Annotated in this window: 11 protein-coding genes and 1 tRNA gene; 3 read left to right on the top strand and 9 right to left on the bottom strand. The window is 53.3% G+C overall.

The genetic code is table 11. The annotated features are described in order from the left end of the window. The first annotated feature begins 122 nt into the window (after nt 1–122). Nucleotides 123–1481, top strand: a complete 1359-nt coding sequence (locus OZX62_RS06255; RefSeq protein ID WP_277175371.1) for an aldehyde dehydrogenase family protein — start codon at nt 123–125, stop codon at nt 1479–1481. Between the two features lie 66 nt (nt 1482–1547). Here OZX62_RS06255 and OZX62_RS06260 read toward each other — a convergent pair whose 3' ends face one another. The 8 genes from OZX62_RS06260 to OZX62_RS06295 all read right to left on the bottom strand — a co-directional run bounded on the left by OZX62_RS06260 (nt 1548) and on the right by OZX62_RS06295 (nt 10242). Next, the gene (locus OZX62_RS06260; protein WP_277175372.1) at nt 1548–2285 is read right to left on the bottom strand and encodes a potassium channel family protein; all 738 of its coding nucleotides are present in this window, start codon (nt 2283–2285) and stop codon (nt 1548–1550) included. A 137-nt stretch (nt 2286–2422) separates the two neighbouring features. Further along, a complete protein-coding gene (locus OZX62_RS06265; protein WP_277175373.1) occupies nt 2423–3346 on the bottom strand; it encodes a hypothetical protein in 924 nt (307 codons plus the stop codon). Nucleotides 3347–3508: 162 nt separating this feature from the next. Next, nucleotides 3509–3584, bottom strand: a tRNA-His gene (locus OZX62_RS06270). 194 nt (nt 3585–3778) lie between these two features. Continuing rightward, entirely contained in the window at nt 3779–4837 is a 1059-nt protein-coding gene (locus OZX62_RS06275; RefSeq protein ID WP_277175374.1) for a LacI family DNA-binding transcriptional regulator, read from the bottom strand. A 98-nt stretch (nt 4838–4935) separates the two neighbouring features. Further along, nucleotides 4936–5820 (bottom strand): carbohydrate ABC transporter permease, encoded by an 885-nt coding sequence (locus OZX62_RS06280; RefSeq protein ID WP_277175375.1) that lies wholly within the window; start codon nt 5818–5820, stop codon nt 4936–4938. Beyond that, entirely contained in the window at nt 5817–6761 is a 945-nt protein-coding gene (locus tag OZX62_RS06285) for a sugar ABC transporter permease (protein WP_277175376.1), read from the bottom strand. Before OZX62_RS06285 ends, OZX62_RS06280 begins: the two co-directional genes overlap by 4 nt. 84 nt (nt 6762–6845) lie before the next feature. After that, nucleotides 6846–8198, bottom strand: a complete 1353-nt coding sequence (locus tag OZX62_RS06290) for an extracellular solute-binding protein (RefSeq protein WP_277175377.1) — start codon at nt 8196–8198, stop codon at nt 6846–6848. A 67-nt stretch (nt 8199–8265) separates the two neighbouring features. Then, nucleotides 8266–10242 carry a glycoside hydrolase family 36 protein gene (locus OZX62_RS06295; RefSeq protein ID WP_277175378.1) on the bottom strand — a complete coding sequence of 659 codons (1977 nt, stop codon included), beginning with the start codon at nt 10240–10242 and terminating at the stop codon, nt 8266–8268. 591 nt (nt 10243–10833) lie between these two features. On the opposite strand from OZX62_RS06295, the gene OZX62_RS06300 reads away from it, so the two are divergent. Further along, on the top strand, nt 10834–11724 hold the full coding sequence (locus tag OZX62_RS06300; RefSeq protein ID WP_277175379.1) for a formate/nitrite transporter family protein: 891 nt from the start codon (nt 10834–10836) through the stop codon (nt 11722–11724). Nucleotides 11725–11935: 211 nt separating this feature from the next. Beyond that, on the top strand, nt 11936–12961 hold the full coding sequence (locus OZX62_RS06305) for an aminotransferase class I/II-fold pyridoxal phosphate-dependent enzyme (protein ID WP_277175380.1): 1026 nt from the start codon (nt 11936–11938) through the stop codon (nt 12959–12961). Nucleotides 12962–13145: 184 nt separating this feature from the next. Here the strand turns inward: OZX62_RS06305 and OZX62_RS06310 are convergent, their stop codons facing one another. Beyond that, a complete protein-coding gene (locus OZX62_RS06310) occupies nt 13146–14474 on the bottom strand; it encodes a glycosyltransferase (RefSeq protein WP_277175381.1) in 1329 nt (442 codons plus the stop codon). Nucleotides 14475–14485: the final 11 nt, after the last annotated feature.

The raw sequence follows: 14485 nt of genomic DNA on the forward strand, positions 1-14485 counted from the left end.
GTTGAAAACATTACCGAGACAAATACGGAATCCATTATCGCTTAACAGACGGCAATCTAGAATAATGAATACAAAGTAGGATACACAATACCAAAAATTTCCTGCATAATGGGGCGAGCAACATGACTGATACCTGCGAAGAGACAGTAAAACAATTGCACCGTTCATTCGATGAGGGAATCTCGCGTCCTCTTGCTTGGAGGCGTGAACAGCTTGAACGAATGAAACGGATGATCACGGCCCATCACAAGGACATCGAACGGGCGGTGTACCTCGACCTAGGCAAGCCTGCGGCCGAAACCGCGCTGATGGAAATCAAGCTCGTGCTTGACGAAATTGCGTTTGTCAAGCCACGACTGGGGCGCTGGAGCGGGCGACACCATGTAGCCATGCCCCTCTTGATGCAACCGGCGAGAAGCTGGACGATAGCCGAGCCCAAAGGCGTGGTGTTGGTGATTTCGCCGTGGAACTACCCGCTGATGCTGAGTCTGGAGCCGATGGTCGACGCCATCGCAGCCGGCAATTGTGTATGTCTCAAGCCTTCCGAGCTCTCCCCTAATACCAGTGCATTGCTGCAACGGCTGATTGGCAAATATCTCGATCCGCGGGCATTTGCCGTAGTTCAGGGAGCCGTGCCGGAAACCACGGAACTGCTGAAACAGCCCTTCAACCATATTTTTTATACCGGCAACGGGAAGGTCGGCTCGATCGTCATGAAAGCCGCGGCGAAACAGCTTACGCCGGTTACACTCGAACTTGGCGGCAAATCTCCCGTGTTCGTGGACGCGAGCGCCAATCTCGATGTCGCCGCCGGACGCATTGCTTGGGGCCGGTTTACGAACGCGGGACAGACCTGCGTGGCACCGGATTATGTCTTGACCACTCCCGATTTAGTCGAACCGCTGGCCCGGAAAATGGCGGCTTTTACACGGAAGTTCTTTGGCGACAACCCGGCAGAATCCTTAAGTTACGCACGAATCGTCAATACCAAACAATTCGACAGGCTTTTGAATCTACTGCCGGCCGAGGGAAAAGCGTTCAGTGGCGGCGAAACCAATCGCGAACGTCTTTATATCGCACCGACCATCCTCACCAACGTCGACCCGCATGACCCAGTGATGCAGGAGGAAATCTTCGGCCCGATTCTACCGATTCTTCCTGTACAAGACGCCCAGGAAGCCGTGACCTTCATCAACAGACGCCCGAAACCGCTTGCCCTGTATGTATTCTCCCGCTCGAAAGCCACTCGGCTACTGTTCGAGCGCCATACCAGCTCCGGCGCGCTTGGCTTCAACCTTCCGCTCGGTCACCTGCTTTCCAGCCGTCTCCCCTTCGGCGGCATCGGTGCCTCCGGCATGGGTTCCTACCACGGCAAAGCCGGTTTCCTGGAATTCAGCCACGTCAAAACTGTGACGAGCAAGCCGACGTTCCCCGACACGCTGCGGTTGGCTTACCCACCATACAGAAAGTGCCAAAAATGAAAAACCAGTGATTCAAGAGCAGACAATATCTCTGCACCATAAGTAGCAGCAATCAGAGGCATCTTCTTATCGCGAGATGCCTTTTGCAGAGGAAGCCTCAATATCCTTCTCTAACATCTGTTCAATGTGCTCAAGACGCTGAGACAACTCCTCAATCTGCTGACGGGTTATCTCCGTATTCTTTTCTTCATCGACACTTACTTCGTCGACGATCCACGAACCGAATGTTCCCGTGACAACGCCAATAATGCCGATGCCCGCGACCATGAGAAAGAACGCTATCAATCTTCCGGTTGCAGTGACGGGAGCATAGTCGCCATATCCTACGGTGGTGATGGTCACGAATGTCCACCACAAAGCATCCGGCCACGTTGTAATGGTGGCTCCTGGAGCGTGACGTTCTGCGTCAAGGACAGCGAGAGATCCTACGATTATCAGAAGAACCGCACTCGCCACCACATACATGATGATTTTGCCCCGGAGCGCCATGCCACTGGTCTTGTGCAAAGCATTGAGCGCACTGAGAACACGCAGCGCCCGCAATGGCCTGATAATCGGCAAAACGACAACAGCCAAGTCAAACAGATGCGACTTGAAGAAATCCCATTTACCATCAGCCAGTATAAAAGAAACCAAGTAGTCAATGACAAAAAGCAGCCACAGTACATTCATGGACCATTCTGAAACGGTGTTCCACATTCCTCTCGGTTCTGCAAGAATCTGCCACGCATAAATCACAAGAAAAACAACCGAAAGAATCGTCAATGGCCATTCTGTGGCCGACTCCCATCTTTTCAATCTCATAATGATAATTCTCTTCACACTGCAAGACGTATTACATATAGGTTATAGCAAATCGACTTATCTCCGCTTCGGATAACATAGAACAACGAACTTTATATACGACACCACGTCATTGACAATATCCAGTCTGCATCATTTCAGAAAAGCGTAGGCTGTTCGGCGACTGACCCGTGGTTAAGGACCTTTTCGATGGCAACGTAACGCGTGGTGAGCCTGTTATGTTCGTCGAGCGCCTTTTCAACACGCATGACAACCCTGTATATATCATTGGCACGCAGTGCTTCTTCACCATCAAGTATTTTCTTCTTGAAAGCCTCGTCCTCAAGCGCGACGAATTGCGTTTTGATGCCGTCGGTCACACGCCATTTGCCATTGGGACGGAAAGAGGGATCAAGCGCCTGCACAACCATTTCCGCAGAGGATTCAGTGGTATCCTCCTCTTTTGTGTTGTAGTGAGCGAAGCCATCGGCTTCTTCGGAGTCCACATTCTCAGAACCGTGTTCGTTGCGCAACTCGACAGAATCGATACCATCCGTAAGCGCGGGAGCAGTAGCATCCTTGACAGCTTGCGTGAAGCGTTCGTCGGTGACAAGCGCAAGGGATGTCTTAGTGGCTTTAATCTTGGTTCCGTCTGCAAGTTCTACATCGATTTCGCTGAACGCGTCGGCCTCGGGTTTTTCATCTACTTTCTTAGGCTTACCATGCTTGATAATCCTTTTGAAAAGCCGTACGGCTTTCATGGCAATGTCGGAGAGCCCATCGACAGCGAGAATTGCAGTCACTGTAGTGCCGGTGAGAACAGCTGGACCTTCCTGCATAATGTGAACAATGAGATCGACTACGAACGAGCCTTCTTCCGTCGCCTTTGCATTGAGCTTCACACGAGCCTCAGGAGCCACCTGTTCTTGCACGGCGTCGAACATTGCAGAGAACGCAAGAAGGGCAGGCGCAAGTTGCTTGACATCAATCTCGTGGTTGTCCAACGCGGTTCCGTCATATTTAACATAAAACTTCTCAACCGCTTGAACATCATCATTGGTATTCTGCTGCGCTTGTTCCATACAGACGATTGTAACGGCAAGCACGAACGAGGACTGTATAAAACGATAGAACAGACAAGAGAACGATTTTACGGTCGCGCATGTAATCGTTACTAATCGTTACCGGAACCCGGAAGGTTCGAAAACTGGAAATCCCCGGAACGTTAATATTCCAGGGATTGATGGGGTGGCCAACGCGGTTCGAACGCGCGACCTTCTGAACCACAATCAGATGCTCTACCTGCTGAGCTATGGCCACCATCGAAGTGTGAAATCGACCGACTCAATGAGCCGAATCAACATCCGCACAACAGATAAGAACTATACATGATTCTCTTGACCTTGGGCAACCGGCGCGTCGCGTAATCACGCCAACTCGGTCATGCTTCACACTTGTTGCCCCGGTTCGTCGTTTTTGCCTTCCGGTCACAACGAACGAAAAAACACAATAAATCATTGCTTCGGAGGAGCTGTGGACTCGCCCTTGATGAGATGCTCAGAAACATCACCTTCGGAAGAATCGCTGGAATTTTGCTGGTTCTTGTCCCCCAACAAATACCTGACCGACCGGGTGCCCATTCCCCTGAAGTCCTGTTTCCAAGTGGTGATACTCGGATAGGACAGCACGGAAATCGGGTTGCCGTCGAAACCAGCCACGCTGATGTCCTCAGGCACTTTTTTACCAGAAAGAAGGATTCCGCGGATGATACCCACCGCGATTTCGTCGTTGCCTGCGAAAACCGCAGTGACATTGGGCAGATCGGCCAGGGACTGCCCTATCCCCACCGCTTCATCGGTCTTCCACGTGGAAAGAATAGGCCTGGGCACGGTGGCCCCGGCTTCTCGAAGGGCACGCCGCCAACCACGGGTCCGCGTATATTTGCTCCCGTCTTCCGGAACCGAAACATGATAAACAGTGCGATGGCCGAGACCCAGAAGATATTTCGTCATCTCGTAGCCGCCTTCGAACGAACCAAAGGCCAGAGCTTTCGAGGTCGAACTGTTTTCGCCAATAACGGCGGTCGGGACGGACTGTTCGATTTTGGGAATAAGCGAATGCAGCAACGAGCCACGGTCAAGATCGATGACGATGCAGCCGGTGGGCTTGTTCATCAGAACGACGTCAAGCGCCTCCTCTGCCTCTTTCAGATCTTCGCCTACCAAAGTGACGCTGACCAGATAGCCATGGCTGCGGGCTTCGTCCTCGATGCCCTGAATCATCTGAATGGGGCCGAACAGGGAAAAGTCCGTCAGCAATACGGCTATGGTCTTCAGCACATTTGAATTCAGTGCTTGCGCCACCACGTTGGGATGGTAGTTGAGCACTTCCACAGCTCGGCCGATGGAATTTTTCTTTTCATCGCTCAGATGCGGATTGGAATTCAGATACCGCGATACGGAAGCCACAGAGACATTCGCAAGGCGGGCGACATCACGTATTGATGGCGGACGTTTCCTCTTTTGTACCAATTGAACCGATACCTCTTCATATTCGCTATTGTTTCCGACCATGATTCCAAGCCGAAAATTGAAAAGCAAACCTTTGCCAACTACTGAAAAACTTTGCTTTCCATGATATTGGAGGCTCTGTATTTTATTGGCTTATTCCGTTATTTCACCGCGCCTCCTGTGATGCCGGAGATGATCTTCTTCTGCGCGAAGGCGAAGATAATCAGCAGCGGCAGGCTCATCAGGATGATGTAGGCGAAGATCAGATGCCAGTTGTTGAGGTAGAGACCCGCGTTGGCCACGTTGTAGAGGTTCAACGGCAACGTATCCATCTTTCCGGAAAGGATGAACAGCGCGTAGAAGACATCATTCCAGATATAGAGGATCAGCAGAATCGTTGCGGACGCCATGGTCGGCCCGAGCAACGGCAGGACGATCTTGAAGAAGATACGTATCGGGGAAGCTCCGTCGATGCGTGCCGATTCCTCGAGGGACGGCGGAATGGTGCGGATGAACCCGGTGACAAAGAAAATCACGGTGGACAGATAGATGCCCACATAGACGCAGATCATGCCAACCGCGGTACCGGAAAGGCCGATCATCTTCAGCAGCATCATCACCGTCACCACTGCGGGCGGCAGAATCAGGCCGGAGATGCACAGCGAATAGACCACCGACATCGCACGTGTCGTACGACGAGCCAGGATCCAGGAAGCCATCGAGCCCAGGACCAGAGCAATCAGCACCGACGGCACGGTGACGATAATGCTTCCGAAGAAAGCGGGAATCATCTTGCCGTCACGGATAACCGTTCCGAAATTCTCGAAAAGATGCCACTTGGTGGGTAGGGAAAGCGAAAGCTGCAACGCCTCCTTCTGATCCTTGCCGGCCGTGACGACCAACAGATAGAACGGCAGACCAAGCGCCACTATGACCAGCAATACCAATATCACCACATGCGAGACCTTGCGCCACATAGGCTTCCTGGCATGATAACGACTTGCGTCATCCGCCGTTGGTTTCGCGTCAAAACTTGCCATACTCATAGAATCTTTGCCTCCCTATGACGCAGATACCAAATCAATGGAATCGCGATGATCATGACCATGATGAACAACACGAGGCTCATGGTCGTCGACTGAGAATACAGGCCCTGGCCGAATGTGCGCCAGACGAACAGGTTCAGAATCTCGGTGGAACCGCCGGGGCCGCCGGCCGTAGTGGCCTGCACCGTATCGAACCCGTTCATCGAACCGAGCAGGGACGTGGCGACGTTGAACGTCACCGCAGGGGCGAGCAGCGGGAACTTGATCTTCCAGAAGATCTGCCATCCGCTTGCGCCGTCGATCTGCGCCGCTTCGAGCACATCCTGGTCGATGGTCTTGAGACCGGACAGATAAATGAGCATGGCCAATCCGGCCCATTTCCAACCCTGGATCGCAGAAACCACGACGATAGACCAGGTCGTGCTTCCCAGCCACGAAACCTTGACCGCATGGCCCACAAAAACGGCGAGGACCTGGTCAAGAGCACCGCCGTTCTTCAATATGGCCTGCCACACATAGCCCACAGCGAGCGCGGACATGAGCACGGGGATGAAGAACAGCACGCGGGCGACGCGATTCAAAGTCGTGTCCTCTTCCAAAAACACTGCGAGAATCAGACCGAAGAAATTCTGGAAGAACGCCTCGCAGACCGCGAACACCAGAGTGATGCCGAGATCCTTGACAAGGATGCCGTTCTTGAACAAGGCATTGAAATTATCAAATCCGTTGAAGTTAATGGTCTGCTTGAACGCCGACCAATCAGTGAACGCATAGATGAAATTCAGAACCGTGGGGACAAAGAAGAAAATGAACAGCACGATGGCCGCAGGCACCAGAAAGCGAAGCGGATAATTCTGCTTCATCAGCGCCTTACGGTTCGCGTCACCTTCCTGTCTCTGCTCGGCCAACCGCTGTTGCGGCGAAATAGTTGCATTTGACATTACCTACCAACTCTCTTATTGCAACCGTTGATAATTTTAAAATCGGTGCCCCGCAATTTTCGCGAGGCACCGATGAGGAAGAAATCAGAAGCCCTTGGCTCCCTGAGCCTTGGCAACCTGGTCGAACTGGTCCTGGGTGGTCTGAGCCACCTGCTTGGGCGTCATCGTGCCATTGACCATATTGGCGAGGTTGATGTAAAGATCAGGATTGGCGATGGCCTCAGACTGCATGGAACCGGCGCCTGTGGCGATGGAGTTCGAGGCATCGAGCATGGCCTGCGGCACATCCGCCGGCGACTTGACGGTCTTCAAAGCGGAGACGATGTTCTGATCGCCCACGAACTTCGTATATTCCTTGTCGCTCATCCAGAAGTTGAGGAACTGACGTGCAGCCGCCTCACGCTTGGCATCACCGGTCTTGAAGGCCACGATGCCGTTGGAACCATCGGGAATGATGCTGGAGATATTGCCCTTTGAAGAAATGCCGAAGTAACCGATCTTCGAATCCAGGGCCTGCTTGTCCTTGCCAGCAAGAGCCGCAATGGCCAGGAACTGGCTGTTGTTGCCGAAGATCATCGAGGTCTTGCCCTGCCAGAGCGCGGCTTCCTGCTCGGTGTCCTTGGCGGAACCAGCATCGGAGTTGTAAAGGCCCTTGTCGAACAGCGACTTGTAGTTGGTGATGGCCTTCATATATGTCGGATCAGTGAACTTCTCCAGATGCTTGCTGATTCGCTGATAGAGACCACCCTTGGATGCCTCGGCCAGCTGAGCCTGAACGGCCCACTGGGTGCCCCACTGCGAGCCTCCCATTTCGAAAAGCGGGGATTCGACGCCGGGTACGTTGGCGTCCTTGATCTTTTGGGCGGTCGTGACGAACTCATCCCAGTTCTTGGGCGTCGATTCGATGCCGGCCTTCTTGAAAACGTCCTTATTGTAATACACACCGAATACAGACGGAGCGGAAATCATCACGCCGTAACGATGACCCTTATAACTGCCGCCGGACTCGGCGATACCCTTCTTGTAGTTCTTGACGAACGGACTGTTGTCGAGCTTCTGCAGCTTGTTCTGGGAAACGAAACCAGCGAGCATCGAGGCGGTGGGCTGCCAGAACGCGACATCCGGCACATCACCTGTCGTGACCTTGGTCTGTGCGTTGTTCTCATAGACATCGGGAACCGTGACTTGGTTGATCTTGGCGCCGGTCTGCTTTTCGAAGTCCTTGATGACCTGGGCAGGAACGCTCTTGACTTCCGCGCCGCCCCACATCGTCAGTTTCACTCCGTCAAGACGACCGGTGGGATTCGGCCAATAATCCTTGGCGGAGGTATCGGTACTGTCCGAGGAAGCGGCAGGATTGCCACAGGCCCCGAAGAGACCGAGAGACACAGCGGCAGCTGCCGTTAAGGCAATTACCTTCTTCATCTTTTTGTTCATTTTATTTTCCTTTCTTTTCGAAACACTGACTCGACCATGAGAGAGTGCACTACTCGATATCGAAAATTCATTTGATCTGCACGCGCAACACCCTTGCCGCGTACATATCTTTGGGCATATCAACGCCGAGAATCCCATCCTCCTTATTCCAGCTGAAATGCCAATCCTCTGAATCCAGCAATGTCGGGAAAATGATCTGGACGTCGATATCATGGCCCTCCGCCGCAGGAAGGCTCAGCTTTGCGTTTCCGCTTGCCGACCGGCGATCCCAAAGGTCTATGAGCAAGGTCTGTCCTTGGGCCAGCCCGAGCGAAACGACATCGTCTTTCCATCCGGGAAGTCCGAGCGGCCAGAACGGCACCGAGGAAACGATCCTAGGCCGCACTTCGGTGCTGTAGACCTTCACCGCGTCTTCGACCATTGCTTTCTGGCGCTCGCTGAACTGGTTGATATAGCCGGACAGGAAGAAATGGCCAAGCATGCTGTTGGCAAGCGAGAAGACGAATTGTTCGTCATTCATCGACTTCTCCGGATACGCCCAGTTGCCGGCCTGTTCGGGAAGCATGGTCATCGGAGCCGCGGCCGCGATGGCGGGATAGAGGCGATAATCCTGCTGATCCGAAGTCGAAATAAGCTGGAAATGCGAAGCCTGGGCGGTGTCAGCTCGCATACCGCCCGACGAACACGTCTCGATAATCAGACCAGGATGACGAACGAAGAGACCGTGAATCCAGTCAAGATAGGTCCTGTTATGGCCCAAAAGTCCGTCACCTGGGCTGTCGGCATGGTAATCGGTGCCGGGCCCGGGCATGATGTTGTAATCGAACTTGAAGTAACCGATACCGAAATGCTCGATAAGGTAATCGACCTTCTTGTTCATATGTTCGATAACCAGAGGGTTGCGATAGTCAAGCTGATAACGCCTTTGTTCAACACAGCGTTGCCCGTCGTGCAGGAAGAACGCCCCATCCGGCAACTGCTTGGCCACCGGGCTGTCGATGCCGACGGACTCGGGTTCCATCCACAAGCCGGCTACCATCCCGCGCTTATGGATATGATCGGTGACCTCTTCAAGACCGTTGGGGAACCTGGTCTTCGAAGGCATCCACTCGCCGATGCTGGGCCACCAATCACCCGTATCGTCGTACCAGCCGCAGTCAACGCAGAAGACTTCCATACCGACTTCGGCTGCGGCATCGATCAGCGGCAGCAACTTGGCCGTGGTGGGATCGCCGTTGATGGTGTTCATATAGTCGTTGAAAATCAACTTGTCAGGAGCCGTGTCAGCCGCCTTGTCGTGAATCGCACGACGATAACAGGTAAGAGCCGCCACTGCTGCGTCGGAATTCGGCGCGAGCGCCACCGAGGCGGGAACCGTGGTGAAGGTCTCAGAACGGTCAAGACTCACGCTCCAGCCATGATCGCGCCAATCGGGACCGCTTAAAGCGAAGTACCCGTCGGTGCCATAGTCGCCCGTCTCCCAACGCCAAGCGCCGTTGTTCTCGACTTCGAAAATCCATGTGAGGCCGAGCTTATCGGAAGAGACCATGCCCATGGGCACATTCCTGCCGGTCGAGAAGGTGCCTTCGGAAATGACGCAATGAGCCCCGTTCGGGTCACGTTCGGCCATGGCATTGTTGAGATATGGGCAAACCTCGCGAATGGGCTTGACGCTCCAACGGCTTTCGGCCAGCCAATCATTGGAACTCTCATAAAGTTTCCACGAATCGAAATCACCTTGAAGCGCATTGCCTGCGGCATCCGCATCTTCCGCAACTGTCTGCGATACTCCGAAGCAACCCACGAACGAAGTCACGGCCTCAAGAACCATCGGGGTTTCAGCGGTATTGGTCACATCGGCCCATACGCGGAACATCGAGGCATGCGGCGCAAGCAGGAAATGAAGAACCGCGGAAAAACCGAATTTCTCGTTTTCCATCATGATGTCCAGATGCTCACCTTGCGCATCGCTCGTCGCCTTGTGACCGACGTAACGCAATGATTGTCCGAGTGAAGTCTGGATAAGACGTCGATTGGCAGGCACATGGCCGACGCCACGCCCCGCAGCCAACAATTCAAGAATGGGGATTGTCTTCGGGAATACAGCGGTGCAACCTTCTGCCGAAACCTTTTCGATTGTTACAGGAAAAGAATCCGTATAGCAGAAACGTATCCGGACATTCTCATTCCCCCATTCAAATGACTGCTTCAATCTAACGCCTTCCTACTTCTTCGTATTTGATTTGTAACCGATACCATATCAGTGATACACACAAGAGCACCCACAATAAGGCTTATAACAAGCACTGTCGTAGTACTTTTATCATGTATGTTGATAAGAATAATATGAAACCGGTTACAAATCAAATTCCGAAAGATTTCCAGCGTGTCGCAAGTAAAATAAACGGTTCCCGGCAATCCTAAAAATGCAGCCTCGGCCACTTCCCTGATTTTTGATATTCATTGATAAAGCAATCACGATTCTGCAAAACTGTAACCTTGGTCACAAAAAGACTGTGGTCTTCATTACAAAATGCCGGATTCCATTGGAATAGGAAACAATCACGTTTCATAATGAAATTGCGGGGTTTTATTTTTGAATGAAAACGAACAAGCAGAAAACACAGAAAGAACCATGGGAAAATTATCCGAATTGAAAACAACCATTTCCGAAGTCGAAGGAACCGAGGACGAAACCAAGCCGCTCTTCCCCGGGCGCGCGTTCATCTCGACCGTGCTCGACGCGCTTGACAACAAAGAGACCATGACCGGCAAGATGACCGGCCGTTACATCCAGCGCGCGACCATGGCAGGCATTCTGGTCGGCGTATTCTTCACCGCCTTCTGGGTGATCATGGGAGCAAGCTCGAAAGGCGGTCCGGGATTGCTGCTGGCAGGCAAAGTGCTGGCAGGAACGACCTTCGGCTGGGCTCTGGTGCTCATCTACTACACCAATTCGGAACTGTTGACCTCGAACATGATGGTCGTGAGCGTCGGAGCCTACCACAAGCGCATCGGCTGGATCAAATCACTGAAACTGCTTGGGCTGTGCCTGCTCGGCAATTTGCTGGGTGCGCTTATCGTGGCCATTATCCTGCGATTCTCCACCATCATTTCGGGCGCCAGCTATGACGTCATGCTCACCGCGGCCAACACGAAACTCTCCTATCTCAACTCCGTGGGAGGTGTCGGCGACCTTTTTGTGCGTGCGATCTTCTGCAACTTCTGCATCAACATCGCCATGCTGATGGTCTATAACGGCAAGCTTTCCAACGATTTCACCAAGTGCATCATCATGGTGGTCGCGGTGCTCGTCTTCACGTTCTGCGGCTTTGAGCATTCGGTGGCGGACTCGGCCATGTTCCTCATCCTCGGTATGCACGGCGCCATCAACGCATGGAAGGCGATTCTCGTCATCGTCGTCGCCATTCTCGGCAATCTCGTGGGCGGCGGCATTCTCATCGGCCTCAACTTCGCGACGATGAACGACGAACGCGGTATCACTACCGATACGGACAAAGAATAAAACCTTATAGGGAGCCACAAACGCCTTCCAAGTCCGTGAGCGAAAGCGAGGCTCACGAAACATTTGAAAAGGGTATTCTTACGAAAGCGGGAACGCCCTTTTCTTATTTTTATCGGCAAGCCGGAAAGAGAATGCCGCCTTTTTATCTTGCTATAGACACCCGTGGGATTATGGTAGAGACATACTCAACACGAGCAGATAAAGGAGCGACATGCTGGACTTTACCAGTGATTACACGGAAGGCGCCCATCCCGAAATCCTGAAGCGGATGGCCGAAACCAATATGGAACAGCTGCCCGGCTATGGTTCCGACAAATACTGCGAATCCGCAAAAAAGAAGATTCAACAGGCTTGCGGTTGCCCGGACGCCGATGTCTGGTTCCTCGTCGGCGGCACGCAGACCAACCAGACCGTCATCGACACCATCACCCCACCATACGCGGGAGTCGTCGCCGCAACCAACGGGCATGTCAATGTCCATGAAGCCGGTGCCGTGGAATACACCGGGCACAAGGTGCTCACGCTACCCAGCCACGAAGGCAAAATCGACGCCACCGACCTTGAGCAATATTGCAAGGATTTCTATGCAGACGGCAACTACACCCACATGGTCTTCCCAGGTTGCGTCTACGTCTCGCACCCCACCGAATACGGCACGATGTATACCAAAGCCGAACTTACGGCCATCGCCGAAATCGCCCACAAATACGACATGCCGCTTTTCCTCGACGGCGCGCGCCTGGGCTACGGGTTGACTGCAGCCGGAAACGATTTGGGACTCGAAGACATTGCACGCATCGCTGACGTCTTCTATATCGGCGGCACCAAGGTCGGAGCCCTGTTCGGCGAGGCGGTCGTCTTCACCAAGAACAACACACCCAAGCATTTCCTCACCCAAATCAAGCAGCACGGCGCCTTGCTAGCCAAGGGTTGGCTGCTCGGCCTACAATTCGACACGCTCTTTACCGACGGGCTTTACACGAAGATCGCCAAGAACGCCAACGTGATGGCCGACCAGATTCGCGCCGCGCTGCAGGCCAAAGGCTACCAGCTCGTCTACGAGAACACGACCAATCAGATTTTCGTGGCCATGGATCAGCCCACCATCGACCGGCTTTCCCCGCAGGTCGCCATGGGCTTCCTAGAGAAATACGACGACACGCATACGGTGATGCGTATCTGCACCAGTTGGGCCACCACCCAAGAGCACACCGACCAGCTCATCACGCTGCTGTAACTGCGCACCGTAGCTTCGCTCTTAAACCAGTGGGAAAAGCACCATTTTGAGGCGATTTTAGTGCTTTTCACACTGGTTTCATCATAATCAGAGGCGAAAAGCACCTTTTCGGGGCGATTTTAGTGCTTTTCGCACTGGTTCTGCTACAACTAGAGATGAAAAGCACCTGAAATAACCGACAGTATCAACGGTCTTTACGAGGGAACGATGCCTCGACAATCGCTTCGCGCTCCATTGCGACGAACTGGCGCACGCACTGGGGCAACGCATACTTATCATGCGCTTCCTGCGCATATTTCAGGCCCCATGCCGTACGCTCCTGCGGATGCTCGATCCACCAATCGATGCGGCGAACGAGCGCTTTGGCATTGCGGGCCGGGAAAACCGAGGAATCGGTCAACGCGAACTGGCTGGCGGCCGAAAGCGGCGAATCGGCGATGACCGGCACCAAACCGGACGCGATGCCTTCCAACACGCTCAATGATTCGATGTCGACGATGGAGGGATGCACGAGCAAATCGGCTTGACGCAACAGATTCGGCATATCCTCGTTGGCATGGAAACCGATATGCGCCGGCCTCGGCAACAATCGCTTGGCCAACCGACGAAGACGGCGTTGCAGCGGTCCGGTACCGCAGATGGTCAAATCAATTTGCGAAGCATGCTTGCTTAACGCGACAGCACGAATCAACGTTTCATGGTCTTTTTCGTGGGTAAGCCGCCCGGAAGCGATGATGCGGAACACACGCTGCGAGTGATTCGGGTCCCGAGCCGAGGTTCCGACACTGTCGTCCTTGCTGATTTCAATCGCCTTGTCGCCACGGCTGTCATTGATTTCTCCGTTCAAAGCCTCGGTGCTATTGCTGATTCCCTCATGTTGATTACATTCATTGTCTTCTTCATAAATAAGCCTATACTTCGCGGGATGAAACCGACTGGAATATCCGTTCGAGATGACATGCAATCGGGCTCGATAGCCGTGCGCCCGCAACTGGCGGGCAATCATTTCGCTTGGAGTGTGGATATGGCCGATATGACGATACAGCCAGAAATCGAAAAGATAATAGATCAGCGACGCAATGCCCGGGATATAACGCAATGGACCAGCGGAATACGTGACGTTTTCGGGTTGGAGATGGAAACCAGCAGTCACCGGTATGCCCATGGATTGCGCGACGGCGAGCGCATGCCGGCCGAACTTGAACGGCATATAGATATGTACTACATCAGCGCCTTCAAAGGCTTTGCGAAAAACCGTGTCATCGGGCTCGGCAAATTGCATCTGCTGCTTGGCCGCAAGCCACGAAACGAACGGCAAGTGATGCACGTTAACTGGATAATCGGGTGCGCCGACGCCAACCAATCGAACATGATGACCTTGACGTTCAAGCTCCTGAGCATACTGCAACGCCGAATTCGAGGTGCCGTTGCCGCGGTTGCCAACGGAGTCGACGACAAGCACGATGGTCAGCGGCTTGTCGGCTTCACCTGCGGCGTTTCGGGAATCTGGCATAATTCAATCCT

Source organism: Bifidobacterium sp. ESL0690 (assembly GCF_029392315.1).
In the GTDB taxonomy this organism is placed as follows: domain Bacteria; phylum Actinomycetota; class Actinomycetes; order Actinomycetales; family Bifidobacteriaceae; genus Bifidobacterium.

Bases quoted from the DNA above. Each gene is read 5' to 3' on its own strand.
- OZX62_RS06285 (WP_277175376.1), bottom strand. From the start codon at position 6,761: ATGTCAAATGCAACTATTTCGCCGCAACAGCGGTTGGCCGAGCAGAGA.
- OZX62_RS06265 (WP_277175373.1), bottom strand. From the start codon at position 3,346: ATGGAACAAGCGCAGCAGAATACCAATGATGATGTTCAAGCGGTTGAG.
- OZX62_RS06260 (WP_277175372.1), bottom strand. From the start codon at position 2,285: ATGAGATTGAAAAGATGGGAGTCGGCCACAGAATGGCCATTGACGATT.
- OZX62_RS06280 (WP_277175375.1), bottom strand. From the start codon at position 5,820: ATGAGTATGGCAAGTTTTGACGCGAAACCAACGGCGGATGACGCAAGT.
- OZX62_RS06275 (WP_277175374.1), bottom strand. From the start codon at position 4,837: ATGGTCGGAAACAATAGCGAATATGAAGAGGTATCGGTTCAATTGGTA.
- OZX62_RS06255 (WP_277175371.1), top strand. From the start codon at position 123: ATGACTGATACCTGCGAAGAGACAGTAAAACAATTGCACCGTTCATTC.
- OZX62_RS06305 (WP_277175380.1), top strand. From the start codon at position 11,936: ATGCTGGACTTTACCAGTGATTACACGGAAGGCGCCCATCCCGAAATC.
- OZX62_RS06290 (WP_277175377.1), bottom strand. From the start codon at position 8,198: ATGAACAAAAAGATGAAGAAGGTAATTGCCTTAACGGCAGCTGCCGCT.
- OZX62_RS06310 (WP_277175381.1), bottom strand. From the start codon at position 14,474: ATGCCAGATTCCCGAAACGCCGCAGGTGAAGCCGACAAGCCGCTGACC.
- OZX62_RS06300 (WP_277175379.1), top strand. From the start codon at position 10,834: ATGGGAAAATTATCCGAATTGAAAACAACCATTTCCGAAGTCGAAGGA.